At 63.9% G+C, this 25,235-nt stretch carries 25 protein-coding genes, 1 other RNA gene and 1 pseudogene; 8 read left to right on the forward strand and 19 right to left on the reverse strand.

The window, feature by feature from the left end; translation table 11 throughout:
- Window positions 1–18: 18 nt before the first annotated feature.
- Both EN786_RS15470 and EN786_RS15475 read left to right on the forward strand, forming a co-directional pair.
- Window positions 19–843: an NAD(P)H-binding protein gene (locus EN786_RS15470; protein ID WP_127311361.1), complete on the forward strand. Its 825-nt coding sequence runs from the start codon at window positions 19–21 to the stop codon at window positions 841–843.
- A gap of 1 nt (window position 844) precedes the next feature.
- Window positions 845–1,321: a DUF1772 domain-containing protein gene (locus tag EN786_RS15475; RefSeq protein WP_127282978.1), complete on the forward strand. Its 477-nt coding sequence runs from the start codon at window positions 845–847 to the stop codon at window positions 1,319–1,321.
- Between the two features lie 32 nt (window positions 1,322–1,353).
- On the opposite strand, the gene EN786_RS15480 is transcribed toward EN786_RS15475, so the two are convergent.
- The 6 genes from EN786_RS15480 to ssrS all read right to left on the reverse strand — a co-directional run bounded on the left by EN786_RS15480 (window position 1,354) and on the right by ssrS (window position 5,264).
- Window positions 1,354–1,686: a SelT/SelW/SelH family protein gene (locus EN786_RS15480; protein ID WP_127282977.1), complete on the reverse strand. Its 333-nt coding sequence runs from the start codon at window positions 1,684–1,686 to the stop codon at window positions 1,354–1,356.
- 9 nt (window positions 1,687–1,695) lie between these two features.
- Entirely contained in the window at window positions 1,696–2,445 is a 750-nt protein-coding gene (locus EN786_RS15485) for a YebC/PmpR family DNA-binding transcriptional regulator (RefSeq protein ID WP_127282976.1), read from the reverse strand.
- A 240-nt stretch (window positions 2,446–2,685) separates the two neighbouring features.
- Window positions 2,686–3,453: a TerC family protein gene (locus EN786_RS15490; RefSeq protein ID WP_127282975.1), complete on the reverse strand. Its 768-nt coding sequence runs from the start codon at window positions 3,451–3,453 to the stop codon at window positions 2,686–2,688.
- A 71-nt stretch (window positions 3,454–3,524) separates the two neighbouring features.
- On the reverse strand, window positions 3,525–4,349 hold the full coding sequence (locus EN786_RS15495; RefSeq protein WP_127311408.1) for a YmdB family metallophosphoesterase: 825 nt from the start codon (window positions 4,347–4,349) through the stop codon (window positions 3,525–3,527).
- 77 nt (window positions 4,350–4,426) lie between these two features.
- Window positions 4,427–5,014: a 5-formyltetrahydrofolate cyclo-ligase gene (locus EN786_RS15500; protein ID WP_127282973.1), complete on the reverse strand. Its 588-nt coding sequence runs from the start codon at window positions 5,012–5,014 to the stop codon at window positions 4,427–4,429.
- Window positions 5,015–5,108: 94 nt separating this feature from the next.
- Window positions 5,109–5,264: non-coding RNA, 6S RNA (gene ssrS, locus EN786_RS15505), on the reverse strand.
- Between the two features lie 163 nt (window positions 5,265–5,427).
- On the opposite strand from ssrS, the gene EN786_RS15510 reads away from it, so the two are divergent.
- The 4 genes from EN786_RS15510 (at window position 5,428) to msrB (ending at window position 8,744) form a co-directional block, all read left to right on the forward strand.
- Complete coding sequence (locus EN786_RS15510; protein ID WP_127311409.1) at window positions 5,428–6,267, forward strand: MoxR family ATPase; 840 nt, start codon at window positions 5,428–5,430, stop codon at window positions 6,265–6,267.
- Between the two features lie 93 nt (window positions 6,268–6,360).
- The gene (locus EN786_RS15515; protein WP_127282971.1) at window positions 6,361–6,807 is read left to right on the forward strand and encodes a GNAT family N-acetyltransferase; all 447 of its coding nucleotides are present in this window, start codon (window positions 6,361–6,363) and stop codon (window positions 6,805–6,807) included.
- Window positions 6,808–6,815: 8 nt separating this feature from the next.
- On the forward strand, window positions 6,816–8,006 hold the full coding sequence (locus EN786_RS15520) for a VWA domain-containing protein (protein WP_127311410.1): 1,191 nt from the start codon (window positions 6,816–6,818) through the stop codon (window positions 8,004–8,006).
- Between the two features lie 333 nt (window positions 8,007–8,339).
- Window positions 8,340–8,744 (forward strand): peptide-methionine (R)-S-oxide reductase MsrB, encoded by a 405-nt coding sequence (gene msrB / locus EN786_RS15530; RefSeq protein WP_127282969.1) that lies wholly within the window; start codon window positions 8,340–8,342, stop codon window positions 8,742–8,744.
- 156 nt (window positions 8,745–8,900) lie between these two features.
- Here msrB and EN786_RS15535 read toward each other — a convergent pair whose 3' ends face one another.
- On the reverse strand, window positions 8,901–9,245 hold the full coding sequence (locus EN786_RS15535) for a hypothetical protein (protein WP_189524291.1): 345 nt from the start codon (window positions 9,243–9,245) through the stop codon (window positions 8,901–8,903).
- A 185-nt stretch (window positions 9,246–9,430) separates the two neighbouring features.
- Here EN786_RS15535 and EN786_RS15540 point away from each other — a divergent pair, with 185 nt between their 5' ends.
- Window positions 9,431–9,940, forward strand: a complete 510-nt coding sequence (locus tag EN786_RS15540; protein WP_127282968.1) for an arsenate reductase ArsC — start codon at window positions 9,431–9,433, stop codon at window positions 9,938–9,940.
- Between the two features lie 37 nt (window positions 9,941–9,977).
- Here the strand turns inward: EN786_RS15540 and EN786_RS15545 are convergent, their stop codons facing one another.
- From EN786_RS15545 to EN786_RS15590, 10 genes and pseudogenes are all read right to left on the reverse strand, one after another.
- A complete protein-coding gene (locus EN786_RS15545; RefSeq protein ID WP_127282967.1) occupies window positions 9,978–10,424 on the reverse strand; it encodes a hypothetical protein in 447 nt (148 codons plus the stop codon).
- 312 nt (window positions 10,425–10,736) lie between these two features.
- On the reverse strand, window positions 10,737–10,997 hold the full coding sequence (locus tag EN786_RS15550; protein WP_127282966.1) for a DUF2312 domain-containing protein: 261 nt from the start codon (window positions 10,995–10,997) through the stop codon (window positions 10,737–10,739).
- Window positions 10,998–11,270: 273 nt separating this feature from the next.
- Window positions 11,271–14,729: a pyruvate carboxylase gene (gene pyc / locus EN786_RS15555; protein ID WP_127282965.1), complete on the reverse strand. Its 3,459-nt coding sequence runs from the start codon at window positions 14,727–14,729 to the stop codon at window positions 11,271–11,273.
- Between the two features lie 188 nt (window positions 14,730–14,917).
- On the reverse strand, window positions 14,918–16,036 hold the full coding sequence (locus EN786_RS15560; RefSeq protein WP_127282964.1) for a branched-chain amino acid ABC transporter substrate-binding protein: 1,119 nt from the start codon (window positions 16,034–16,036) through the stop codon (window positions 14,918–14,920).
- 137 nt (window positions 16,037–16,173) lie between these two features.
- Window positions 16,174–16,521: a DUF6867 family protein gene (locus tag EN786_RS15565; protein WP_127282963.1), complete on the reverse strand. Its 348-nt coding sequence runs from the start codon at window positions 16,519–16,521 to the stop codon at window positions 16,174–16,176.
- Between the two features lie 112 nt (window positions 16,522–16,633).
- On the reverse strand, window positions 16,634–17,362 hold the full coding sequence (locus EN786_RS15570; protein ID WP_127282962.1) for an ABC transporter ATP-binding protein: 729 nt from the start codon (window positions 17,360–17,362) through the stop codon (window positions 16,634–16,636).
- Between the two features lie 50 nt (window positions 17,363–17,412).
- Window positions 17,413–18,501, reverse strand: a pseudogene (locus EN786_RS15575) (ABC transporter ATP-binding protein); the annotation flags it as partial.
- Window positions 18,501–19,925: a high-affinity branched-chain amino acid ABC transporter permease LivM gene (gene livM, locus EN786_RS15580; RefSeq protein ID WP_127309970.1), complete on the reverse strand. Its 1,425-nt coding sequence runs from the start codon at window positions 19,923–19,925 to the stop codon at window positions 18,501–18,503. The pseudogene EN786_RS15575 and the gene livM, both read right to left, overlap by 1 nt.
- Window positions 19,926–19,929: 4 nt before the next feature.
- Complete coding sequence (locus EN786_RS15585) at window positions 19,930–20,832, reverse strand: branched-chain amino acid ABC transporter permease LivH (protein ID WP_127282959.1); 903 nt, start codon at window positions 20,830–20,832, stop codon at window positions 19,930–19,932.
- A gap of 418 nt (window positions 20,833–21,250) precedes the next feature.
- Window positions 21,251–21,637 carry an ectoine synthase gene (locus EN786_RS15590; protein ID WP_127282958.1) on the reverse strand — a complete coding sequence of 129 codons (387 nt, stop codon included), beginning with the start codon at window positions 21,635–21,637 and terminating at the stop codon, window positions 21,251–21,253.
- Between the two features lie 175 nt (window positions 21,638–21,812).
- On the opposite strand from EN786_RS15590, the gene EN786_RS15595 reads away from it, so the two are divergent.
- Complete coding sequence (locus tag EN786_RS15595; protein WP_127309971.1) at window positions 21,813–22,700, forward strand: LysR substrate-binding domain-containing protein; 888 nt, start codon at window positions 21,813–21,815, stop codon at window positions 22,698–22,700.
- Window positions 22,701–22,810: 110 nt separating this feature from the next.
- Here EN786_RS15595 and EN786_RS15600 read toward each other — a convergent pair whose 3' ends face one another.
- Both EN786_RS15600 and EN786_RS15605 read right to left on the reverse strand, forming a co-directional pair.
- Window positions 22,811–23,812, reverse strand: a complete 1,002-nt coding sequence (locus tag EN786_RS15600; RefSeq protein WP_127282956.1) for a 4-hydroxyproline epimerase — start codon at window positions 23,810–23,812, stop codon at window positions 22,811–22,813.
- A gap of 104 nt (window positions 23,813–23,916) precedes the next feature.
- On the reverse strand, window positions 23,917–25,233 hold the full coding sequence (locus EN786_RS15605; protein WP_127309972.1) for an FAD-dependent oxidoreductase: 1,317 nt from the start codon (window positions 25,231–25,233) through the stop codon (window positions 23,917–23,919).
- Between the last annotated feature and the right edge of the window lie 2 nt (window positions 25,234–25,235).

Genomic DNA, 25,235 nt, shown 5'->3' on the forward strand with positions numbered 1-25,235 from the left:
TAAACCGAGGAGATCGAGATGACTACAAAACCTGTTTTGATCCTGGGCGGCACCGGCAAGACCGGCCGGCGCCTGGCCGAACGGCTGACCGCCAGGAACATTCTCGTGCGCATCGGCTCCCGCGCTGGCACGCCACCCTTCGACTGGCTGGACAAGGAAACATGGGGCCGTGCGCTCGAAGGCGTCGGCGCCGTCTACATCAGCTACTATCCAGACATCGCCGTGCCGGGCGCCGCCGAAACAGTCGAGGCGTTTGCCCGGCTTGCTGTCGAACGCGGCGTCAGGCGCCTGGTGCTGCTCTCCGGTCGCGGCGAGCCTGAGGCCCAGCGCGCCGAGGAGATGTTGAAGGCCTCCGGTGCCGACTGGACCATCCTGCGTTGCGCCTGGTTCTCGCAGAATTTCAGCGAGGGCTTCCTGATCGAGTCCATTCTCGAAGGCGAAGTCGCCTTACCGGTCGGCAATGTCGGTGAACCTTTCGTCGACGTCGACGACATCGCCGACGTCGCCGCAACCGTTTTGACGGAGCCAGGTCATATCGGCCAGCTTTACGAGCTCACCGGCCCGCGCCTGCTGAGCTTCGCCGACGCCGTCGCCGAGATCGGTAATGCCGCCGGCCGTGACATCCGCTACCGGCAGATCTCACATGCCGAATTCGCCGAGGCGGTGGCGGCGCACAACCTGCCGCCGGAATTCGCCTGGCTGCTCGACGAGCTCTTCACGAAGGTGCTCGACGGCCGCAACGAGACGCTGGCCGACGGCGTGCAGCGCGCGCTCGGCCGCCAGCCGAAGGACTTTTCCGCCTACGCAACCGAAACCGCCGCCAGCGGCGTCTGGAGCAACTGAGATGATGAAACTGCTTCCCACACTCACCTTCATCGCCGCGATCGGCTCCGGCGTCGTCGGCGGCGTCTTCTTCGCCTTTTCCAATTTCGTCATGGCGGCGCTCGCCCGGCTGCCTATCCCAAGCGGCATCGCTGCAATGAATTCGATCAACGTCACGGTGATCACGCCGACCTTCATGACGGCGCTGTTCGGCACCGGTCTCATCTGTCTCGTGCTCATTGCCGCCGTTCTCTTTGGCTGGAGCCAGTCGGGTTCGTACTGGCTTATTGCCGGCGCCGTGATCTACCTGATCGGCAACCCGATCGTGACCATGGTCTTCAACGTGCCGCTCAACGACGCGCTCGCCGCCGTCGACCCGGCAAGTGCCAACGGCGCCGCCGTGTGGGCGAACCATCTGAATGCATGGGTGATGTGGAACCACGTCCGCACCGTCACCGCCATCGTGTCGATGGCCTGCTTTATCATGGCGCTGATTTGAAAGGCGTCTGGCTCAACGCAAAAGACCCGGCTTCAAGCCGGGTCTTTCGTTTTGTGGCCCTTGCGATCCGAGTGGCCGAGATCCCGGTCCGGATCGATGACGTCGCGGACCAGCTGCTTGAGCTTCGCGGCGTCGGGAAACCCGCCGTCGCGCTTGCGCTCCCAGACAAGCGTGTCGTTGCAGGAAATGCTGAAGATGCCGCCGGTGCCGGGCACCAGCGTCACTTCGCCGAGATCGGTGCCGAAGGTCGAGAGCAGCTCCTGCGCCATCCAGCCGGCTCTGAGCAGCCACTGGCACTGCGTGCAATAGGTGATGCGGACGGTGGGCAGCGGCTTGTCGCTCATCTCGGATTGAGCTTCGCTCATATTTCGGACTTAGGCCGCGCTGAGCTTGGCCATGGTCTCGTCGTCGACCTCGAAATTGGCGTAGACGCTCTGCACGTCGTCGTCGTCCTCGAGCGTGGCGACCAGCTTCATCAGCGACTGCGCGCGTTCCTCGTCAACCGGAACGTTGTTCTGCGGCTGCCAGATCGGCTTCACCGATTCCGCCTCGCCGAGCGAGGCTTCCAGCGCCTTCGACACGTCGCCGAGATTCTCGAAGGCGCAGTAGATGGTGTGGCCTTCCTCGTCCGATTCGACGTCGTCCGCGCCGGCTTCGATCGCCGCTTCCATGACCTTGTCGGCGTCGCCGGCCGATGCCGGATAGTAGATCTCGCCGGCCCGGTTCCACATGAACGACACCGAGCCGGTTTCGCCCAGCGCCCCGCCGGCCTTGGTGAAGGCGGCGCGCACGTTCGAAGCCGAACGGTTGCGGTTGTCGGTCAGCGCCTCGACGATCAGCGCCACGCCGCCCGGGCCGTAGCCCTCATAGCGTACCGCCTCGTAGTTTTCGCCGTCGCCGGCGGAAGCCTTGTTGATGGCGCGCTGGATGTTGTCCTTCGGCATCGACACGGCCTTGGCGTTCTGCACGGCAAGGCGCAGCCGCGGATTCATCGCCGGGTCCGGCGTTCCGGTCTTGGCGGCGACGGTGATTTCGCGCGCCAGCTTGGAAAACATTTTCGACCGCACCGCGTCCTGGCGGCCCTTGCGATGCATGATGTTCTTGAACTGTGAATGGCCAGCCATGGCACCCCTGTCGTGTTCGGCTAGAGCATCCTGAAGCCAGGTGAAGACACCTCGCTCTTCTCAAAATGCTCGAATTCAAAATTTCAGAGCGTCCCTGATACGCCTGTAGGGCATATGGCGCTCGCTGTCGGAATGGCCGGCTTATAGATAAATCGGCTCAATTCGTCCAGCCGCGCGTGACATCGGATGCGCAAGGCATCTGCCGCAGGCCTCGGAGTTGACGACGAAACCTGCTTCGCTTCAATGCCCTTCGCCGGACCTTGCCTTCTTGCGCCGCCGCGCCAGCATGTTGAGGCCCTCGACCAGCGCCGAAAAACCCATCGCCGCGTAGATGTAGCCCTTCGGCACGTGGTAGCCCATGCCGTCGGCGATCAGCGTCATGCCGATCATCAAAAGGAAGCCCAGCGCCAGCATGACGATGCTGGGGTTCTTGGCGATGAAGTCGGCAAGCGGCCCGGCCGCCAGCATCATCACGCTCACCGCCACGATGACGGCGATGTACATGATGGCGATCTCGTCGGTCATGCCGACGGCGGTGATGATCGAATCGATCGAGAAGACGAGGTCGAGCAACAGGATCTGGAAGATCGCGCCGGCGAGCGAGATCTGCAGCGTCTCGCCGAGCATCGTGTCCTTGTGATCCTCGGGATCGACCGTGTGGTGGATTTCCTTGGTCGCCTTCCACACCAGGAACAGGCCGCCGGCGATCAGGATCAGGTCGCGCCAGGAGAAGCCGTGGCCGAGCGCGGTGAACACCGGCGTCGTCAGCTGGACGATGATCGAGATGGTGGCGAGCAGCACCAGCCGCATGATCAGCGCCGCCGAAATGCCGAGCCGGCGCGCGCGCGCTCTTTGCGCCTCGGGCAATTTGTTGGTCAGGATCGAGATGAAGATCAGATTGTCGATGCCGAGCACGACCTCCAGCACCACCAGCGTCAGCAGCGCCACCCAGGCGGTCGGGTCGGAGACGAAGGCAAAGTGCGGCGCCAGGAATTCGATGAGCTGCATGGAGGTCGTCCCCTCTACGATCTGAAGCAGGTGTCGCCGCCAGTTAGGTACTGACGCCGCTCATATCAATGTCACGACCAGAAGGACGGTGCGGTTTCCTCGAGCCGCGGCCCGCGACGAAACGGCGCGATCTTCTCGGCCAGCCCGGTGCGGTCGGAGATGTCGACGCCGACGCCACACAGCGTCGCCGGCCCGCTCGCCGCCTCGAAGCGGCCTTTCGGCACTTTCGACAGGAAGCGGTTGAGCGGCTCCTCCTTGTCCATGCCGAGCGAGGAATCGTAGTCGCCGCACATGCCGGCATCCGACAGGTAGGCGGTGCCGCCGTTGAGGATCTGGTGGTCGGCGGTCGGCTGGTGGGTATGGGTGCCAACGACGAGGCTGGCGCGGCCGTCGACGAAATGCGCGAAGCACATCTTTTCCGACGTTGCCTCGGCGTGGAAATCGATGACGACGGCATCAGCCTGCTCGCCGAGAGGGCAGGCGGCGAGCTCGCGCTCGCCGGCCTGGAATGGATCGTCGAGCTCGGGATGCATGAAGACGCGCCCCATGATGTTGGCGACCAGCACGCGCGCGCCGTTCCGGGCGATGTAGACGCCGGAGCCGCGCCCCGGCGTGCCCTTGGGGAAATTGGACGGACGCAGGAAGCGCTCCTCGCGCGGCGCGAAGACCAGCGCGTCGCGCTGGTCCCAGACGTGGTTGCCGGTGGTGACGACGTCGGCGCCGGCGGCGAGCGTCTCGCGAAAAATCTCCTCGGTGATGCCGAAGCCGCCAGCGGCGTTCTCGCCATTGACGATAACGAAGTCGAGCTTGAAGTCGGAGATCAGGCCCGGCAGTTGCTCCCACACCGCCGTGCGTCCAGTTTTTCCGACCATGTCGCCGAGGAAAAGAAGTCTCATATGATTCCGTGCCGAAAGTCCGCCAAGCAAAAGCTGCATGACTTTCCGCAAAAGATCATGCGTTCTCAAACGCTTTTCTACAATTCCGGCGTGAACCGGCGCAACCCGCTCTCTGTCAGTATTTCCGGAATGATCACGTCGTGGTTCTCATCGGGGACCTGTGCCACCTCCTGGCAGTCGAAGGCGATGCCGATCAGCCTCGGCGTCAGCCCCTTGTCGGCCAGCTTGCCGATGGCGCGGTCGTAGTAGCCGGCGCCGTAACCGATGCGATGGCCGCGCGCGTCGAAGGCGGCGAGCGGCACCAGCATGACGGACGGATCGAGCACCGCCGCCTCCTCATGCGGTCCGACCGTGCCGAAGCCCATCTCGACCATCGGCGCCCCGCGCACCAGCTCGCGAAAGACGATCGTGCTCTTGTCGAGGATGGCCGGCAGGCAGAGCCTGGCGCCCTTTTCGCGGAGCGCGAACATCAGCGGCCGCACGTCGACCTCGGAGCGCATCGGCCAGAAGCCGGAGATGATCTGCCCCGGCTCGACGGCGATCTGGTCGCGCGCCGTCTCGGCCATCTCGAGCGCGATCTCCACGCGCCAGAATTCGTCGAGCGCATCGCGGCGCGCCAGCGCTTCCTTGCGCAGATGTTTTTTCAGGTCTTTGGAAGAGGTCATGCGCGGACGCTAGAAAAGGTCAGATCTGGAGGGAGCTTTAGGAGCGACGTTTTCTGACACATCATCCACGGGGAGTGGATCCTTTGCCGTCAGGTGACGATCCACACAACCGGTGGAGAGGTCGATCCCGGGTGCCTACAAAGTAGGTGGGCGCCGTGTGAGAAAACCCACGGGTCTTCCCAGGGACAGCTCCCTAAGGATCGATAAGGCCCCGGGGATAAGTTTCACCTGCCGGGAAGCGCAGACCGCCGAGACCAATATAGGCCGATGGCTGCCCGAGCGCCAGAGAAACGGCTGGCCGCACCGACGTTATTCGCCGCTTCCGGGACCGCCGAACGAAGCGTCCCCCTGCCCCGCTCTTGCGCCGCCGAGTTCGCCTCCTTACGGTCGCCGCAAAACGGCCAGGAGAAAAAATGCGTTTCGAAGGCACCGCGGCCTATGTTGCCGACAAGGATCTGATGGTTGCGGTCAACGCGGCGATCGCGCTCGAGCGGCCCTTGCTGGTCAAGGGCGAGCCCGGCACCGGCAAGACCGAGCTTGCCCGCCAGGTGGCGGCGGCGCTCGGCCTGGATTTCATCGAATGGAACGTCAAGTCGACCACCAAGGCGCAGCAGGGCCTCTACGAGTATGACGCCGTTTCGCGGCTGCGCGACAGCCAGCTCGGCGACGACCGCTTTAGCGATATCAGGAACTACATCAAGCGCGGCAAGCTCTGGGATGCCTTTGCCGCGCCGAAGAAGGTGGTGCTTCTGATCGACGAGATCGACAAGGCCGACATCGAGTTTCCCAACGACCTGCTGCAGGAACTCGACCGCATGGAATTCTTCGTCTACGAGACCGGCGAGACGATCCACGCGGCGCTGAGGCCGATCGCCATCATCACCTCGAACAACGAGAAGGAACTGCCGGACGCCTTCCTGCGCCGCTGCTTCTTCCACTACATCCGCTTCCCCGACATCGAGACGCTGCACCGCATCGTCGACGTCCACTACCCCGGCATCAAGCAGAACCTGGTGCGGGCGGCGCTCACGCAGTTCTACGAGATCCGCGACGTGCCGGGCCTGAAGAAGAAGCCGTCGACCTCCGAGGCGCTCGACTGGATCCGCCTGCTGGTCGCCGACGACATCGCGCCGGAGGACCTGCGCGCCGACCCCAAGAACATGCTGCCGAAGCTGCACGGCGCGCTGCTGAAGAACGAACAGGACGTCCATTTGTTCGAGCGCCTGGCCTTCATGGCGAGACGGCAGGGCTAGGCCGCCAGCAACAGTGCTTTCCCTGGCTGTGGACCTTTGCCGTCAACCGGCCTCCGAGGCAGCGTCGTATCGGAAAAGTTCGGAGGAAACGAAATGACCGAGATCACCATCCGCCCGCTCGCGCAGTCAGATCATGCCGACTGGCGGCGCCTGTGGACGGCCTACCTCATCTTCTACGAGACCAAGCTGCCGGACGAGGTCTACGCCCTGACCTGGAAGCGGCTGTTCACGGAAGGCGAGTTCGAGCCGAAAGGTTTTATCGCCACGCTGGACGGCAAGGCGGTGGGTCTCACCCATTATATCTACCACCGCTCCTGCTGGTCGCTGGTCAACAACTGCTACCTGCAGGACCTGTTCGCTGACCCGGGCGTGCGCGGCAAGGGCGTGGGCGCCGCGTTGATCAAGGCGGTGCAGGACGAGGCCGGCAAGATCGGGGTGAAGAACGTCTACTGGATGACGCACGAGACCAACGCCACCGCGCGCCGGCTCTACGACCATGTCGCGCGCCGCACGGGCTTCATCGAATACGACCTGCTATAGATGGCCGCATGTTCATCCCCTTCTTCCTCGAATTGAAAGCCGCGCGGGTTCCCGTTTCGCTCAGGGAATATCTGTCGCTGCTGGAGGGGCTGGAAGCCGGGCTGGTCGACTATGATGTCGAGGGTTTTTATTACCTCGCCCGCGCGGCCCTGGTGAAGGACGAGCGCCATATCGACCGCTTCGACCAGGTGTTCGCGCATGTCTTCAAGGGCGTCGAGGCGCTTGGCGGGCCGGACGCCGTCGAGGTCGCCAACATTCCCGAGGAATGGCTGCGCCGGCTCGCCGAGAAGCACCTGACCGAGGAGGAGAAAAGGCTGGTCGAGGCTCTGGGCGGCTTCGAGAAGCTGATGGAGACGCTGAAGCAGCGGCTGGAGGAGCAGAAGGGCCGCCGCCAGGGCGGCTCGAAATGGATCGGCACCGGCGGCACCTCGCCCTTCGGCGCCTATGGCTACAATCCGGAAGGCGTGCGCATCGGCCAGCACGAAAGCCGCCACCGCCGCGCGGTAAAAGTCTGGGACAAGCGCGAATTCAGGAATTTCGACGACGGTGTCGAGCTCGGCACGCGCAACATCAAGGTGGCGCTGAAGCGGCTGCGCCGCTGGGTACGCGAAGGCGCCGAGGAGGAGTTCGATCTGCCCGGCACCATTCACGCCACCGCCGAGCACGGCTATCTCGACGTCAAGACGCGGCCGGAACGGCGCAACGCGGTCAAGCTTTTGATGTTCTTCGATGTCGGCGGTTCGATGGACGATCATATCAGAGGCGTCGAGGAGCTGTTCTCCGCCGCCCGCGCCGAATTCCGGCAGCTCGAATATTTCTACTTCCACAACTGCCTCTACGAGCGCGTCTGGAAGGACAATCGCCGCCGCTTGGCCGAAACGATTCCGACCTTCGACCTCATCCACAAATACGGCCCTGACTACAAGGTGATCGTCGTCGGCGATGCCTCGATGAGCCCCTACGAGCTGGCGCATCCCGGCGGCTCGGTGGAGCACTGGAACCCTGAGGCCGGCAACGTCTGGCTCGGCCGCCTGCTGCAGCAATGGCCGAATGCGATATGGCTGAATCCGGAGAGCCAGAAGAACTGGGGCTACACCCATTCTATCGGGATGATCCGCGACACCTTCGGCGGCCGCATGTTTCCGCTGACGCTTGCCGGGCTGGAAGCCGCGACGAAGCAGCTTTCAAGGAAGCATTGAGCGTGGCGGTAATTCGCGGAAGTCGGCGCCGCCCCTCATCCGCCTGCCGGCACCTTCTCCCCGTATAGTGACGGGGCGAAGGGGGCCGGCCGCAAGCTCAACACTTCTTCCTGCGACGTTGGCGATTGGCGAAACCATCAATGAGAGCGCCCCTCTCCCCGTCACTATACGGGGAGAGGATGCCGGCAGGCAGGTGAGGGGCAGCGCCGACGACAATAAGGAGAGGCCAATTCGAAGCCAACGGATGCGCTGGTCAGTGGTGTAACAAACACCTATCTTGGTGCGAATATGGCTTGCAACCAACAACGAGCCGCCAAGGCCGAGGAGATCTTCATGGACACCCACGCCTATCCCGTCACCCGTACCGATGCCGAATGGCGCGCCCGGCTGACGCCCGAGCAATATGCCGTGATGCGCAATCATGGCACCGAGCGGCCCGGCAGTTGCGCCCTGCTTTACGAGAAGCGCGCCGGCACGTTTTCCTGCGTCGGCTGCGACCAGCCGCTGTTCGAATCCAAGCTGAAATTCGAGAGCGGCACCGGCTGGCCTAGCTTCAACGACCCGGTGCCGGGCTCGGTCGAGACCACGGTCGACCGCAGCTACGGCATGGTGCGGACCGAATGCCACTGCGCCCACTGCGGCAGCCATCTCGGCCATGTCTTCGAGGACGGCCCGCCGCCGACCGGCCTGCGCTACTGCATCAACGGCGTGGCGCTGAAATTCGAGCCGGCCGCCTAGTGCAATTCCAGGAAAAGTGCGCAGCGGTTTTCCGTCCGGAATTGCGTAAAAATAAATAGTTAGGGCGGGTCAGCGATCTCATGAAACGCTGAACCGCACTAACGGCCGTCGCAACCTCATCGTCTGCAAGGGCGGCTCCGGCCGCCCTTTTTCGTTTCAAGCCACGACTGTCGCGATCAGCCACAGCGCCGAGCCCAGCATCATCAGCGAGGCCTTGCCACCGCCTGACGTTTCCGCGGTTCGCCAGACGGCGAAGGTCAGGAAGAGATTGTAGGGCACCGGCGCGAAATGCACGCTCAGGACCAGCCAGAGCGGCAGCTTCAGCCCGAGCAGGATCAGCGCCAGCACCGACGATGCGATGTTGATGGCCGTGCCGACAAAGGCCATGTCGCGCCAGAACAGCCGGTCGAGCGGCACCCGGCCCCGCCAGCGCGAGCGGAAGAAGCCGGCCAGGCCAACGAGCTTGCTGGACACCATGCCGGCCGGATGCGAATCGTCCATCGGTTGGAGCCCCGCTTGCGATCATGCCGCTTCGAAAATGCCGGAGCCTGCCGTCAAAGCAAGCCCCCGCGACACGTGACGCGAATATGACACGGAAATCTGGCATCAATGCTCAAGCGGGCCGGAAACCTGTGTTCCGCATTGCCAGCCAGTCATTTTGCAGCGCCAGCATGGAGGAGTTCAAAATGAGCGATCATGTCTACAATGTACTTTTTCTCTGCAATGCGAACTCGGCCCGGTCGATCATGGGGGAGGCCATCCTGAACCGGGTCGGCGCCGGTCGTTTCAAAGCCTATTCTGCCGGCTCGCAGCCGAAAGGAGCCGTCAACCCCTATGCGCTGCAGCTGCTGGAAAGCCTGAAATACGACACGTCTTTCGCCCGGTCGAAAAGCTGGGAGGAGTTTTCCGGACCTGACGCGCCGGAGATGAACTTCGTCTTCACCGTCTGCGACAACACGGCGAATGAAAGCTGTCCGATCTGGCCCGGCCATCCGATGACCGCGCTTTGGGCGGTCCCGGACCCCGCCAAGGCATCCGGCACCGAGGCCGAACAGCATCTCGCCTTCGCCGAAGCCTATCGCATGCTGAGCAACCGCGTCGCGGTGTTCACCAACCTGCCGATGGGCTCGCTCGACAAACTGGCGCTGCAGCAGCATCTGGACGAAATCGGCCGCGACGAGGCCGGGCCAAACTGAAGCGCAGGCAGGTTGGGAGAGCGAACGACCGTCGGGCCTAGGGCCGGGCTTCCCCCAAAACCACGACGACGGCCTGCTCGAAGCGCGAGCATTCCGTCACCAGCCAGTCGGCCATCGCCGGCCAATTGTCCTCGGCGTAGCAATTCACCCGCCACATCGAATTGATGCCGAGGCCCACGCAACTCTGTTCGGATGTGAGTTTCAGCCTGCCTTCGATCGCCGGTTGAAACGGCTTCAGCCGCGACCACGATTCGGTAGCGCCGAACTTTTCGTTGCGGCCGAAGAAGACGCCGACATGGTTCTGCGCCGGCGCGACATACATGGAAAGGACCAGTGCGAAATCCGGCAGCCCGCGCTGCCAGAACCAGGGCCCGCGGCGCGCCAGCGAGGCCCTTTCCTCAGGATGCCGCTCGGCGAACAGGGTCCAGAAGCCGCGCTGGCGGAACTCCGAGGCGCGGCGGCCGCCAAAGTCGAATTCGCTCATGGTCTGATGCTCGCAGCAGCCTGCCTAGAGCAATTCCAGGAAAAGTGTGAAACGGCTTCCGTCCGGAATTGCGTCAATGCAAAGGTATAGAGCCTGTCTTACAGCACAGCAGCCGGCCGGAGCACAACTGATACATCCCGGTCGCCAAGGCGGCCGGTCAATCATGTCGTGGTGAATGTAGTCGATGCCGCTCCGCCAGCCATCGCGCGCGGCAATGCCTCCAGGCTAAAGCGAGGAAGCTACGGGGCGAGGCTCCAGACGCCTCGCCCGCGTCAGTCCGAAAGAATTGCGAAAGCGGACCGGACCGCGTTCTCAGACCATGCCGAGGGCGGCTTTGTAGAGGTCGAGAATGGACTCCTCCTCCTGGCGCTCCGCCTGGTCCTTCTTGCGCAGCCGGATGATGCTGCGCATCGCCTTGGTGTCGAAGCCGGTGCCCTTGGCCTCGGCGAACACGTCCTTGATGTCGTCGGAAATCGTCTTCTTCTCTTCCTCGAGCCGCTCGATGCGCTCGATGAAGGCGCGCAGCTGGCCGGCGGCAACAGTCTGGCTGGTCTCGGTGATATCGTCGGCCATTTTTCTCTCCGCGTCGTTTGGCTACCGGCGACTCGCGAAGGCCGGCCGGCAAATTGGAGCGGGTTCGATGCCCGAGCAGGCGCGGCGGGTCAAGACATTATCGGTGCGGCATGAACGGTTAGGCACGCCCCAAGGTGCGTTGAGATTCAGGTCAGGCCGAGTCGAGAATGGTGGCTTCCGAGAACCGGCGCGGAGCGTACTTGAAGTACGTGAGCACCGGAAGCGCAGGAAGCCGCCATTCGCAGGCCGGCATCACCTGAATGGCAACACACTTTAGCTGAATGCGATCAGCAGATCCTTGGCATCGATCTGGTCGCCGGCCTTGACCAGCACTTCGGCGACCACCCCGTCGCGCTCGGCATGCAGCGCCGTCTCCATCTTCATCGCCTCGATTGAAAGCAGCACGTCGCCGGCCTTGACCGCCTGGCCGGCGGCAACGGCAAGTGCCGAGACCACGCCCGGCATCGGCGCGCCGACATGCGCCTCGTTCCCGGGCTCCGCCTTGCGCCGCGCCTTGGCGGCTGACGCGCCATGCGCGCGGTCCGGCACCTTGACGCGCCGCGGCTGGCCGTTGAGCTCGAAGAACACGGTGACCATGCCCTTCTCGTCGACGTCGCCGATGGCAAGGCAGCGCACCACCAGCGTCTTGCCCTTCTCGATATCGACGAAGATCTCGTCTTCCGACTTCATGCCGTAGAAATAGGTCGGCGTCGGCAAGACGCTGACCGGCCCATAGGTTTCTTGCGCGGCGGCGAAGTCGGTGAACACCTTCGGGTACATCAGCCAGGAGGCGAATTCATACTCGCTGAGCCTGCGCTCAAGCTTTCCCTCGATGTCCTTGCGGCTGGCCTTGAGGTCGGCCGCTTTAAGCAGCGAGCCTGGCCGCACCGTGATCGGCTTGTCGCCCTTCAGCGCCTTCTTTTGCAGCGCCGGCGGCCAGCCGCCGGGCGACTGGCCGAGATCGCCGCGCAGCATCGAGACCACCGAATCCGGGAAGGCGATGTCGCGCGCCGGGTTTTCGACATCGGCGACGGTGAGGTCCTGGCTCACCATCATCAGCGCCATGTCGCCGACGACCTTGGACGACGGCGTCACCTTGACGATGTCGCCGAACATCAGGTTGACGTCGTGATAGGCCTGCGCCACCTCGTGCCAGCGCGTTTCGAGGCCGAGCGAGCGCGCCTGTTCCTTGAGGTTGGTGAACTGTCCGCCGGGCATTTCGTGCAGGTAGACTTCCGAGGCCGGCCCCTTGAGGTCGCTTTCGAAGGCCGCGTACTGGTTGCGCACCGCTTCCCAGTAGAACGAGATCTTGCGGATCCATTGCGGATCGAGGCCGGGATCGCGCTCGGTGCCCTTCAGCGCCTCGACGATCGAGCCGAGGCAGGGCTGCGAGGTGTTGCCGGAGAAGGAATCCATCGCCGCGTCGACGGCATCGACGCCGGTCTCGACCGCCGCCAGCACGGTGGCCGCCGACAGGCCCGACGTGTCATGGGTGTGGAAATGGATCGGCAGGTCGGTCGCCTCGCGCAAGGCCTTGAACAGCACGCGCGCCGCCGACGGCTTCAAGAGTCCGGCCATGTCCTTGACGGCGATGATGTGGGCGCCGGCGGCCTCGAGTTCCTTCGCCAGCCCGACATAGTATTTGAGGTCGTATTTGGCCCTTGCCGGATCGAGGATGTCGCCGGTGTAGCACATCGCCGCTTCGATCAGCTTGCCCTCGGCGCCGACCGCGTCCATCGCGACGCGCATGTTCTCGACCCAGTTCAGGCAGTCGAAGACGCGGAACAGGTCGACGCCGCCGGCAGCGGCTTGGCGGACGAAATGTTGCACGACATTGTCGGGATAGTTGGTGTAGCCGACGCCGTTGGCGCCGCGCAAAAGCATCTGCAGCAAAAGGTTCGGCGCGGCCTCCCGCACTTTGCCCAGCCGCTCCCAGGGATCCTCGGTGAGGAAGCGCATGGCGACGTCGAAAGTGGCGCCGCCCCAGCATTCCAGCGACAGCAACTGCGGCAGCGCCCGCGCATAGGTGCCGGCGATGCCGGCAATGTCATGCGTGCGCATGCGGGTGGCGAGCAGCGACTGGTGGCCGTCGCGCATCGTCGTGTCGGTGACCAGCACCTGGGTCTGGGCGCGCATCCAGGCGGCGAATTTTTCCGGGCCGAGCGCATCGAGCTGCTGCTTGCTGCCGTCCGGCACCTTGCCGTTGAGATAGGGCACCACGGGCGCCGCCGCATCGGCCTTGGGCATCGGCCGGCCGCGCGTTTCCGGATGGCCGTTGACGCTGACATCGGCAAGGTAGTTGAGCAGCTTGGTGGCGCGGTCCTGCCGCTTCACCTGCTGGAACAGTTCCGGCGTCGTGTCGATGAACTTCGTCGTATAGGAATTGTCGGCGAAGCTCGGGTGATTGATGATCGCCTCGAGGAAGGTGAGGTTGGTTGCCACGCCGCGAATGCGGAACTCGCGCAGCGCGCGGTTCATGCGAGCGATCGTCTCGGCCGGCGTCGGCGCCCACGCCGTCACCTTCTCCAGCAGCGGATCGTAGAAGCGGGTGATGACCGCGCCCGAATAGGCGGTGCCGCCGTCAAGCCGGATGCCGAAGCCGGTGGCGCCGCGATAGGCGGTGATGCGGCCATAGTCCGGGATGAAATTGTGCTCCGGATCCTCGGTGGTGATGCGGCACTGCAGCGCGTGGCCGTTCAGCCTGATGTCCTTCTGCGCCGGCACGCCCGAGTCCGGCGTGCCGATGGCGAAGCCGTCGAGGATGTGGATCTGCGCTTTGACGATATCGATGCCGGTCACCATCTCGGTGACGGTGTGCTCGACCTGGATGCGCGGATTGACTTCGATGAAGTAGAATTTGCCGGTATCGGCGTCCTGCAGGAACTCGACCGTGCCGGCGCCGATATAGCTGGTCTCGTTGGCGATCCTCAGCGCGTACCCGCACAGCTCCTGGCGCAGCGCTTCGCTCAGATAAGGCGCCGGCGCCCGCTCGACGACCTTCTGGTTGCGGCGCTGGATCGAGCAGTCGCGCTCGAACAGATGCACGGCATTGCCATGCGTGTCGCCGAGAACCTGCACCTCGACATGGCGGGCGCGTTCGATCAGCTTCTCGAGATAGACCTCGTCCTTGCCGAAGGCGGCCTTGGCCTCGCGCTTGCCTTCCATCACCTCGCGGGCAAGGTCGGCTTCGGCGCGGATGGCGCGCATGCCGCGGCCGCCGCCACCCCACGAGGCCTTAAGCATCACCGGATAGCCGATTTTCTCGGCAAGCTTCTTCACCGCTTCCATGTCGTCCGGTAGCGGATCGGTGGCAGGCACGACGGGCACGCCGACCTCGATCGCCAGATTGCGCGCCGCGACCTTGTTGCCGAGCCGGCGCATCGTCTCCGGCTTCGGGCCGATGAAGGTGATGCCGGCGGCGGCGCAAGCCTCCGCGAATTCCGGGCTTTCCGAAAGCAGGCCATAGCCCGGGTGGATGGCGTCGGCTCCCGACAGCCTGGCGACGCGGATCACCTCGTCGATCGACAGGTAGCTTTCGATCGGCCCCATGTCCTTGGCAAGATGCGGTCCGCGCCCGACCTGGTAGCTTTCGTCAGCCTTGAAGCGGTGCAGCGAGTACTTGTCCTCCTCGGCCCAGATCGCCACGGTTTTGAGGCCGAGCTCGTTGGCCGCGCGAAAGACGCGGATGGCGATTTCGGATCGGTTGGCGACGAGGATCTTCGTGATGGCCAAGGACAGGGCTCCAAAGGCTGGGAGGATGGGGGCTGGAGCAATGATTAGCGTGAAAATGCTGCAGTGCAAACGGATTCGCGCGACACCTAAACCGATTTAAATAGTTCGTTCGCGCCAACCTTGTTCGAACAAAAGAAAATGCCCGGCGCGTAGCGCCGGGCATTCGCAATTGAGGCCGTTTTGCCGGCTTATTGCTCGAAGTAGGTGTACTTGCCGTCGTCACCCTTCTTCCAGGTGTACAGCACGTAGTCAGGGCGGGTGATGTCGCCCTTGGCGTCATAGCCGATGTCGCCGATGGCGGTCTTCCACGGGCCGCTCTTCTTGATCTCGTCCGCAACCTTCTGCGCGTCGTCAGCGGAACCGACCTTGGCGGCGGCAGCGGCGACGATCTGCAGGGCGGCATAGGAGTAGAGCGTGTAGGCTTCCGGCTCGAAACCGGCGGCGCGGAACTTCTCGACGAGTTCCTTGGCGTTCGGGTTCTTGCGCGGATCCGGAGCGAACGTCATCAGCGTGCCGTTGACGGCGTCGCCGGCGATCGAGGCCAGTTCGTTCGAGACGATGCCATCGCCCGACATGAACTGGGCCTTGAGGCCCTGGTCGGCCAGCTGGCGCATGATCAGGCCGGCTTCGGTGTGCAGGCCGCCATAGTACACGACGGAGACGCCGGCTTCCTTCATCTTGGCGATGAGGGCCGAGAAGTCCTTGTCGCCGACATTGATGCCTTCATAGAGGGCTTCGGTGACGCCATTGCCGTTCAGCGCCTTCTTGGTTTCGTCTGCGAGGCCCTGGCCGTAAGGCGTCTTGTCGTGGATGACGGCGATCTTGGCGTCCTTGAAGTTCTTGGCGAGATAGTCGCCGGCGACCTTGCCCTGCTGGTCGTCGCGTCCGCAGGTGCGGAACGTGTTCCACAGGCCGCGCTCGGTCAGCTGCGGGTTGGTGGCCGAAGGCGTGATCACCAGGATGCCGTTCTCGGCATAGACTTCCGAGGCCGGGATGGTGACGCCCGAGTTGAAGTGACCGACAACATACTTGACGCCGTCGGCGACGAACTTGTTGGCGACCGAGATGCCCTGCTTCGGATCCGACACGTCGTCGCCGATCTCGAGCTTGATCTGCTGGCCGTTGATGCCGCCTGCAGCATTGATGTCGGCGGCGGCCTGCTCGGCGCCCTTCTGCAGCTGCGCGCCAAAGGCGGCGTTCGGGCCGGTGATCGGACCGGCGACGCCGATCAGGATGTCAGCCCACGCGCTGCCGCTGAACGCGACAAGCGCGGTCAGAGCCACGGCGGACAAGAGTGACTTTTTCATATAAACGCTCCCATTTACGGAGTGGGCGTGGATGATACTTTCATGCGATGCCCACCCTTATCGCAGAAAGCATAGTTTGCCGATTTTCAGGCACTTGTCACGCCGTTTCATCCCCGAGACGGCGTTAATCATGAACGTCAGCCTTTCGGCTTCCAGCTCAAAAGCGAGGCTCTTTCGTAGAGCCAATTATACTGTGTCACCATCTGGTTGGTGCGCGTGTATTGATAGCCAAGGAAGCCCAGTATGATCAGCACGATGGTGTCGACGATATAGTAATGCAGCGAGAACATCGTGCCGTCGAACAGCGCATGATGGATGAACCGGATGCCGATGCCGAGCCCGAGCATGTAGAGGAACAGCTGGAAGAAGCTGCGCCATGTCTGCGCGCTGGCCTTGCCGGTCATCCAGGCGGCCCAGCCGCCGAGCAGGCAGGTGACGAACAGGAACTGGAAGATCGAGGGTTCCTCGTAGAGAATGCCCTGCATGATGAAGTCTCCCTAGCACGATCCCGAAAAGGTGCAGACTTTTCGGACAACGATCATGCGACAAACAAACAAGGTGGAGCGGAATACCGGATGCACATATTCCGCTCCAATCTCAGTGGTGGCCGCCTTCGAGATAGGCGGCGCGCACTTCCGGATTGGCGAGCAGTTCCTTGCCGGAACCGCTCATCGTCACATTGCCGTTGACCATGACATAGCCGCGATTGGCGAGCTTCAGCGCGCCGAAGGCGTTCTGCTCGACCAGGAACACGGTCAGCCCTTGCATGCGGTTCAGCTCGCGGATGGCGTCGAAGATCTGCTTGACGATCAGCGGCGCCAGGCCCAGCGACGGCTCGTCGAGCAGGAGCAGCTTCGGCCGCGCCATCAGCGCGCGTCCGATCGACAGCATCTGCTGCTCGCCGCCCGACAGCGTGCCGCCGCGCTGGCCGATGCGCTCTTTGAGCCGCGGGAACAGCGTGAACACCTTCTCGACGTCCTCGTCATAGTATTTGAGGTTGTCGAGGCTGGCGCCCATCTGCAGGTTTTCCATCACCGTCATGCGCGGGAAGATGCGGCGTCCTTCCGGCGACTGGGCGATGCGCATGCGGGCGATTTCGTGCGTCGGCAACTGTGTGATGTCGGTGCCGGCGAATGTGATGGTGCCCGCGCGGGCGCGCGGCGCGCCGAAGATGGTCATCATCAGCGTCGACTTACCGGCGCCGTTGGCGCCGATCAGCGCCACGATCTCGCCCTGGTTGACGGTGACGTCGACGCCATTCAGCGCCCGGATGTTGCCGTAGTAGGTCTGGACGCCCTTGATATCGAGCAGCGTTGTGCCGGCCATTACTTGCGCCCTCCACGCGGCTTGGGTGTCGGGGATCTTCCGGTCGGCTTGGCCGGGGCCGGCGAAGCGGGCTTCGCGGCGGCAACGGGCTTCACAGGTTTGCTCGCAACGGCGGCGCGCGCGCGCGCATCGACCTGAGCTGCCTTCGAGGCGCCCCTCGACACCGTGACCCGCTCGCCCTGGTCCGCATGCTCGACAGAATCGGAAACCGGGCCCGCCATCATCGAAGCCGAGCTTCCTGGCCCGTGCGCGGAATCGGGGCCGGTGTCGAGCTGCTCGATCACGGCCTCGTCGCCGACTTCGGTCAGCACCGTCTCGACCTCCTCGTCGTCGACGCCGAGATAGGCGGCGATGACGCGTGGATCGGTCCTGACCGACTGCGGACTGCCGTCGGAGATCTTGCGGCCGTATTCCAGCACCACGACATGGTCGGAAATCTGCATCACCACCGACATGTCGTGCTCGATGAGCAGGATCGAGGTGCCGGTGTTGTCCTTGATGTCGTTCAGCAGCTCGTTGAGGGCCGCCGATTCCTTCGGATTGAGGCCGGCGGCCGGCTCGTCGAGGCACAGAAGCTCGGGGCCTGTGCACATGGCGCGCGCGATCTCCAGGCGCCGCTGCGCGCCATAGGGCAGGTCGCCCGCCGGATCGTCGGCGCGATCGACCAGGTTGGCCTTCTCCAGCCAGTGCTTGGCAAGCTCGATCGATTCGGCCGAGGCCTGCCGGTAGCTCGAGAAGCCGAACAGGCCGAGGAACGTGTAGCCGGAGGCCTTCATCAGCTTGTTGTGCTGAGCGACCAGAAGGTTCTCGAGCAGCGTCATGCCGGAGAACAGGCGGATGTTCTGGAAGGTGCGCGCCACCTTGGCGCGCGCCGGGATCTCATGGTTGGGCAGGCGCTCGAGCAGATAGCTTGAACCGTCTTTCCGGTTGAGCGTGATCATGCCTTCCGACGGCTTGTAGAAGCCGGTGATGCAGTTGAACACGGTGGTCTTGCCGGCGCCGTTGGGGCCGATCAGCGCGGTGATCTCGCCGCGCCTGGCCTGGAAGGACAGGTCGCCGATGGCGATGAGGCCGCCGAACTTCATGGACAGGTGCTCGACCTGCAGGATGAAGTCGCTCGAGGAAGGGGTCGCGTTCATCAGCCGTGACCCTCCTTGGTGAAGGAGCCTGAGACCGCTCTTCGCTCCTTCAGGAAGGCTGTCGGCTCGCGACTGCCGACGAAGCCGCGCGGCTTCCATAGCATGACGACGACCATCGCCACGCCGAACAAAAGCATGCGGTAGAGTTCCGGCGTGAAGTCGGGACCGAAGCCGGGAATGAGGGTTGTGTCGCCCCATCTCAGGCCGGTCTTGAGGAAGTCCAGCTCGCGCAGGATCTCGGTGCCGCCAATCATCACCGCCGCCGCGACCGCGATGCCTCCCAGCGAGCCCATGCCTCCCAGCACGACGATGGCAAGGATGATCGCCGATTCCAGGAAGACGAAGGACTCCGGACTGACGAAGCCCTGGCGGGCAGCGAAGAACGACCCGGCGAAGCCGCCGAACATGGCGCCGGTGGCGAACGCCGTCAGCTTGGTGGTGGTGGTGTTGATGCCGAGCGAGCGGCAGGCGATCTCGTCCTCGCGCAACGCTTCCCAGGCCCGGCCGACCGGCAGCCGGCGCAGCCTGATGGTGACGAAGGCGGTGAGCAGGCAAAGCAGCAGGATGAGATAGTAGAGGAAGATCTTGTAGTAGGCGCCCGACTGGGCGATGCCCAGCACCTTGGAGATGTAGTTCGGATCCGAGACGTTGAACGATATCAGGCCGAAGAAGGAGACTTTCGGAATGCCGGAAATGCCGGCCGAGCCGTTGGTCACCTCGCGCCAGTTGATCAGCACCAGGCGGATGATCTCGCCGAAGGCAAGCGTCACGATGGCCAGATAGTCGCCGCGCAGCCGCAGCACCGGGAAGCCGAGCATGACGCCCCAGAAGGCGGCCATGCAGCCGGCGGCCGGCAGCAGGATCCAGAACGACAGGCCGAAATGCGTGCCGAGCAGCGCGTAGGCATAGGCGCCGACCGCGTAGAAGGCGACGTAGCCGAGGTCGAGCAGGCCGGCCAGCCCGATGACGATGTTCAGCCCCCAGGCAAGCATCACGTAGATCAGGATCTGGATGCCGAAATTATCGACCCATTTCAGCGAGCCCTGGAAGCCGAAAAGCAGGACCATCGCGATCGGGTACAGGAACAGCACGGCGATGCCGATCTTGTTGAAGTTGCGGCGCACGAAGCTGGGTTCAGCCGCGACGGCGGGCGCCGCAGCCTTCTGCGCCTTGGCGCGCTCCAGCGCCGGCTGCCCGAAGCCGACATAGAGGAAGCGCCCGACGGCGGTGAGGATCACCACCAGGGCAAGCAGGCCCCAGCGCTGCACCAGGATCAGTTCGTTGGAGATGTTCTGGTCGGTCCTGAGACCGATGAACAGCACGAACAGGCCGAGCGAGACGGCGCCGGCATAGAGCGCCTCGCGGAAAGCGCGCTGGATGGGAGTGGCGACGGTATCGCTCTCCGGGGACACGGTAACGGCCATGAGCTCAGACCTTTTCGACTTCAGGCCGGCCCAGAATGCCGGAAGGCAGGAAGATCAGGACGATCGCCAGGATCGAGAAGGCGGCGACGTCCTTGTAGTCGATGGAGAAATAGGCCGACCACATGCTCTCGATGAAGCCGATCAAGAGGCCGCCGAGCACGGCGCCGGGCAGCGAGCCGATGCCGCCGAGCACCGCGGCGGTGAAGGCCTTCACGCCGGGCACGAAGCCGTCCGAGAACACCACCACGCCGTAATACATCAGGAACAGCGTGCCGGCGACGGCGGCCAGCGCAGCGCCCATGATGAAGGTGATCGAAATGGTGCGGTCGACGTCGATGCCGAGCAGCGCGGCCATCTTGCGGTCCTGCTCGCAGGCGCGTTGCGCCCGGCCGAGCGCCGTCCTGTTGACCAGGTACCAGAACAGCGCCAGCAGCACCACGGTGACCACCACGATGATGATCTGCTTCAGCGACACGCTGATCCCGTCGAAGCTGTAGACCTTGGACACCAGCGGCGGGATCGGCTTGTTGCGGGGGCCCTGCGTGACCTGGACGAAATTGGACAGCGCGATCGACATGCCGATGGCGGTGATCAGCGGCGCCAGCCGGAACGAACCACGCAGTGGCCGGTAGGCTACCTTCTCGATCGTCCAGTTGTAGAGGCTGGTCAGAAGCATCGCCACGATCATCATGATCAAGAGCGCGATGACGACCGGCACCGAATAGAACAGGGCGCCGAGGATGAGGAAGACGATGAGGGCGGTGAAGGCCCCGACCATGAAGATGTCGCCATGGGCGAAATTGATCATGCCGATGATGCCGTAGACCATCGTGTAGCCGATCGCGATCAGGCCATAGATCGATCCCAGCGTCAGCCCGTTGATAAGCTGCTGGACGAAGTACTGCATACTGCCGTGGCTCCCCTGGAATGTCGCCCGCTTTCGGGTCGCACTCCTTTTCGTATTTCCCCTAGTCGTAAAGTTTCGAGCCCGGATTGCAACGTGATTTTTCAATCGCCTCGCGTGTTTTGGAAGCACGCCGTCCGATTGCCCGTTTTACGCCGTCCGACCCCTGGACTATCGCGGACCCTATCATTGGCATAACGCAATGTCTTTGACGATTCGGCCGTATGATGCGCTTCGTTTCGAAGAAATCGCCGTCAAGATTAGGTGATGGAGCGATTCCTTGCGTCGGCGAAGGTCGCCCGTCTCGCGCTCCTTCGCCTTTCGCCAGGTCGGGATTCTTTGACATATGACATTCGTGTGACGGCTCGGCCGTGGGCGAGCGCCGGCCTGCTCGTTGGGGTTGCTTGCGGGGCATGAAGTTTCAGTAGGCGGAGCCGCCTTCTCCGCTCAGGCTGTGCCGCTCGGTGCCGCTCAGCGGCGGGTTGAAGACGCTGACCAGCACCATGTCGCCGGCGGCATCGGCGCGCAGGTAATGATCGTCATGCGCGTCAAGCACATAGATGGTCCCGGGCTCGATGCGATGGATCGCGCCCGACATATCCTCGACTTCGCCCTGGCCCGAGATGCAATAGCAGGCCTCGAGATGCCGCCGGTATTGCAGGCGCGACTCGCTCCCTGCCCGCACGACTGTATGACAGACGGTGAACCCCATGCCGTCTCGCTGGGTCAGCAGCCGGTGGCTGGTGCCGTTGCCCCAGTCGACGAAGAAGTCAGTTTTTTCTACATCGGCCAGTTGCCTGGTGAACATGGTATCTCTCTCTATGAAAGGGGCGTGGGACGACCACGACGACGGAATGATCTGGCTTCGCTCTGTTTTGGCTGCTATTTTCTGGATCAACATTCGAAGCTTCCTTCAGCATGTCGCGACCCGAGGCGGGTTTCAAATGACCGTTTTTCGTTAGACACATTAGAAAAATTTACAAATGGACTATCTGCCGCTGAACGCCATCCGCGCTTTCGAGGCCGCCGCGCGCCATCTCAGCTTCTCGGCCGCCGGCGAGGAGCTGCATGTCACCCATCCGGCGATCAGCCATCAGATCAGGCGGCTGGAGGAATGGTTGGGCGTGCCACTGTTCCACCGGGATGCCCGCAAGGTCCGCCTGACCGATGCCGGCCTGACCCTGCAGCTCTCGGCGAACGCCGCGCTCTCCGACCTTGCCGCCGCCTGCCGGCGCATCCGCAGGAACGCGGCCGTAGCATCGCTGTCGGTGGGCTGCATTCCATCCATCGCCAGCCGATGGCTGGTGCCGCGCTTGCCGGACTTCACCGAACGCCACCCGGAGATCGCCATCCGCGTCGCCTACGCGAAAGCCGAAGACCGGCTCGAGGACGACGACAACGACGTCCTCATCACGCTTGGCGCGGACCCGTCTCCCACCGCCGCCAGCCTCAAGCTGTTTTCGCGCATGAGCCGGCCCGCCTGCAGCCCGCACTATCTGGCGCGCAAGGGCCGGCTCGGGTCGCCGGCGGAGATTGCCGCGGCGGACCTTCTGCATGACGAGACCCGTCAGGGCTGGCGCGAGTGGTTCTCGCAAGCCGGCATGGCCGGGGCCGACGTGGGCACCGGGCCTGTCTTTGCCGATTTCAACATACTGGCGACGGCCGTCATCGCCGGTCACGGCGTCGCCCTTTGCCCGATCGAGGTTTTTCGCGAGGAGCTGCGGCGCGGCGATCTCGTCGTCGTCTCCGACATCGCGACCGACACGGACAAGGGCTACTATCTGACCATGTCGGCGCAACCCTCGGCCGCCGAAATCACCTTCGCCGACTGGTTCCGCGATCAGGTCTCGACGAACGGCGAGGAAGCCTGACGCCCTCGAGCAGCGACGGCGTCGCCTTATTTGCTTTTTACGCAGTTCCGGACGGAAGGTTACGGCGAAGGCGCCGAACTTAACCGCTACACACTTTTCCTGGAATTGCTCTAGGTGACGACGAACCCGTGCGCGAACGGATCGCGGTCGTCGATGAAGATGGTGTTCAACCCGGTCATCCGCGCCCAGCCGCCGATCGAGGGGACGATCGCCGGCTTGTCCGCGACGACGACCTCCTTTTCGACCCTGCCCTTGAACAGCGAACCGATGATCGATTCGTGGACAAAGCTGTCGCCGGCCTTGAGCTTGCCCTTGGCGTGCAGCTGCGCCATGCGCGCCGAGGTGCCGGTGCCGCAAGGCGAGCGGTCTATCGCCTTGTCGCCGTAGAAAACGGCATTGCGCGCATCGGCTTCCGGATTGGTCGGCTGGCCGGTCCACAGCATGTGCGACAGCCGGTTGATGCCGGGGTTCTCCGGATGCACGAAGGAGTACTTCTCGTTGAGCCGCTGCCGCACCACCGGGCTCCAGGCGATGAGGTCGCCGGCCGAATGGTCGGCCATGTCGCGATAGTTCGCCTGCGGCTCGACGATGGCGTAGAAATTGCCGCCATAGGCGACGTCGACGCTGATCTCGCCGAGGCCGGGACACTCGACCGTCAGCCCCTCGGCATAGAGGAAGGAGGGCACGTTGGTGATGCGCACCTCCTCCACATACTCGCCGACCTGCTTGTATTCGGCGATGACCAGGCCGGCCGGCGTGTCGAGCCGCAAGATCCCCGGCGTCTTCGGCTGCACCAGCCCATGCTCGATCGCCATCGTCACCGTGCCGATGGTGCCGTGGCCGCACATCGGCAGGCAGCCCGACGTCTCGATGAACAGGATGGCGATGTCGCAGTCCTCGCGCGTCGGCGGATAGAGGATGGAGCCCGACATCACGTCATGGCCGCGCGGCTCGAACATCAGCCCGGTGCGGATCCAGTCGTACTCGGCGAGGAAATGCGCCCGCCGCTCCATCATCGTCTTGCCCTCGAGCAGCGGCCCACCGCCGGCGACCAGCCTGACCGGATTGCCGCAAGTGTGGCCGTCGATGCAGGAGAAGGTTTTCTTGGCCATGATGATGCTTCCTAAAGCAATTTCAGGAAAAGTGTGAAGCGGTTAAGTTCGGCGCCTTCGCCGTAACCTTCCGTCCGCAATTGCGTCAAGACAAGAGAGACCGGTCAGAACCGCTGCGGACTGAAGGGGGCGAGATCGACGGGCGGAGCCTGCCCGAGAACGAGATCGCGGATCAAGCGCCCGGTTGCCGCTGCCTGGGTCAGGCCGAGATGGCCGTGGCCGAAAGCATAGAAAGCGTTCGGCGCGCGCGCCCGGCCGATGACGGGCAGCGAATCCGGCAGCGACGGGCGATAGCCCATCCATTCGCGCCCGCCCGACGGATCGAGCCCCGGCAGGAAGCGCCTGGCCTTTTCCAGCATGGCCTTCGACCGCGCGAAATTAGGCGGGCGCTCGATGCCGCCGAGTTCGACGGCGCCGCCGACGCGCAGGCCGGTTTCCAGCGGCGTGATGACGAAACCGTGCCCGGAGAAGATCAGCTGCCGCCTGACATCGAACGCGGCCTTAGGCAGCGTGGTGTTGTAGCCGCGCTCGGTCTCCAGCGGGATGCGCTCGCCGAGGTCCCTGGCCAGAAGATGCGACCATGCGCCAGCGGCGATGACGAGCTGGTTCGCCTTCCGGGTCGAGCCGTCGGCAAGCACGATCGTCGCTCCATCCGCGCCGCCCACGATCCGCGCGACGAGCGCGTGCTCGAAGCGGGCGCCGAGCCGTGCGGCGTGGGCCCAGACCGCCTTGCCGAGCAGCTTGGGGTCGGAGACCGTTTTCCAGCCCGGCACGAAGGTGGCTTTGATGAAGCGCGGCGAAAGCCCCGGCTGCAGGGCAGCCATCTCCGCGCCCTCGACATGGTTGAAGCCGATGCCGTAGCGCTCACGTGCCGCCCAGCCGGAAAGCGAGGCGCGGAACTCGGCCTCGCTCTCGTAGAGTTCGAGCGAGCCGTCCTCGCGCAGCATCGGCCTCGTCCCGGAGCGGTCGAGCAGGCCCATCCACTCCGCTTCGGCAAGCCTCATCATCGCGGCCTGTGCGGCAAGGCTGGTCTCGTAGCGGGCGCCGCGCCCGGCGCGCCAAAAGCGGATCAGCCAGGGCAGCAGCTTCGGCAGATAGGCGGGCGGAATGGTGAGCGGGCCGAGCGGATCGGCAAGCCATTTCGGCAATTGCCGCACCATGCCCTTATGCGCCAGCGGCAGCACGTCGGTGAAGGCGAAGGCGGCGGCGTTGCCCGAGCTCGTTTCCTCGCAGATGCCCGTGCGATCGAAGATCGTGACGTTTCGCCCTGCCTCGGTCAGGTAGGTGGCGGCGCAGATGCCGATGATGCCGCCGCCGATGATGGCGATGTCTTGCCCTTCTCCCCGTTCACGGGGAGAAGGTGCCCGAAGGGCGGATGAGGGGCGGCGTCCCTCCTCGGTCTCATCGGAATTTTCCTGCACGC

The organism is Mesorhizobium sp. M4B.F.Ca.ET.143.01.1.1 (genome assembly GCF_004792275.1).
GTDB classification, from domain to species: Bacteria; Pseudomonadota; Alphaproteobacteria; order Rhizobiales; family Rhizobiaceae; genus Mesorhizobium; species Mesorhizobium abyssinicae.

Coding starts and splice junctions, on each gene's coding strand:
- EN786_RS15495 (WP_127311408.1), bottom strand. CDS start 4,349: ATGAGACTTCTTTTCCTCGGCGACATGGTCGGAAAAACTGGACGCACG.
- EN786_RS15590 (WP_127282958.1), bottom strand. CDS start 21,637: ATGTTCACCAGGCAACTGGCCGATGTAGAAAAAACTGACTTCTTCGTC.
- livM (WP_127309970.1), bottom strand. CDS start 19,925: ATGGCCGTTACCGTGTCCCCGGAGAGCGATACCGTCGCCACTCCCATC.
- EN786_RS15515 (WP_127282971.1), top strand. CDS start 6,361: ATGACCGAGATCACCATCCGCCCGCTCGCGCAGTCAGATCATGCCGAC.
- EN786_RS15570 (WP_127282962.1), bottom strand. CDS start 17,362: ATGGCCGGCACAACGCTGCTCGATATCAAGGGCGTCCAGACCTACTAC.
- EN786_RS15595 (WP_127309971.1), top strand. CDS start 21,813: ATGGACTATCTGCCGCTGAACGCCATCCGCGCTTTCGAGGCCGCCGCG.
- EN786_RS15475 (WP_127282978.1), top strand. CDS start 845: ATGATGAAACTGCTTCCCACACTCACCTTCATCGCCGCGATCGGCTCC.
- EN786_RS15550 (WP_127282966.1), bottom strand. CDS start 10,997: ATGGCCGACGATATCACCGAGACCAGCCAGACTGTTGCCGCCGGCCAG.
- EN786_RS15480 (WP_127282977.1), bottom strand. CDS start 1,686: ATGAGCGAAGCTCAATCCGAGATGAGCGACAAGCCGCTGCCCACCGTC.
- EN786_RS15585 (WP_127282959.1), bottom strand. CDS start 20,832: ATGCAGTACTTCGTCCAGCAGCTTATCAACGGGCTGACGCTGGGATCG.
- EN786_RS15535 (WP_189524291.1), bottom strand. CDS start 9,245: ATGGACGATTCGCATCCGGCCGGCATGGTGTCCAGCAAGCTCGTTGGC.
- EN786_RS15485 (WP_127282976.1), bottom strand. CDS start 2,445: ATGGCTGGCCATTCACAGTTCAAGAACATCATGCATCGCAAGGGCCGC.
- EN786_RS15540 (WP_127282968.1), top strand. CDS start 9,431: ATGAGCGATCATGTCTACAATGTACTTTTTCTCTGCAATGCGAACTCG.
- EN786_RS15545 (WP_127282967.1), bottom strand. CDS start 10,424: ATGAGCGAATTCGACTTTGGCGGCCGCCGCGCCTCGGAGTTCCGCCAG.
- EN786_RS15600 (WP_127282956.1), bottom strand. CDS start 23,812: ATGGCCAAGAAAACCTTCTCCTGCATCGACGGCCACACTTGCGGCAAT.
- EN786_RS15510 (WP_127311409.1), top strand. CDS start 5,428: ATGCGTTTCGAAGGCACCGCGGCCTATGTTGCCGACAAGGATCTGATG.
- EN786_RS15520 (WP_127311410.1), top strand. CDS start 6,816: ATGTTCATCCCCTTCTTCCTCGAATTGAAAGCCGCGCGGGTTCCCGTT.
- msrB (WP_127282969.1), top strand. CDS start 8,340: ATGGACACCCACGCCTATCCCGTCACCCGTACCGATGCCGAATGGCGC.
- EN786_RS15490 (WP_127282975.1), bottom strand. CDS start 3,453: ATGCAGCTCATCGAATTCCTGGCGCCGCACTTTGCCTTCGTCTCCGAC.
- EN786_RS15565 (WP_127282963.1), bottom strand. CDS start 16,521: ATGCAGGGCATTCTCTACGAGGAACCCTCGATCTTCCAGTTCCTGTTC.
- EN786_RS15560 (WP_127282964.1), bottom strand. CDS start 16,036: ATGAAAAAGTCACTCTTGTCCGCCGTGGCTCTGACCGCGCTTGTCGCG.
- EN786_RS15470 (WP_127311361.1), top strand. CDS start 19: ATGACTACAAAACCTGTTTTGATCCTGGGCGGCACCGGCAAGACCGGC.
- EN786_RS15500 (WP_127282973.1), bottom strand. CDS start 5,014: ATGACCTCTTCCAAAGACCTGAAAAAACATCTGCGCAAGGAAGCGCTG.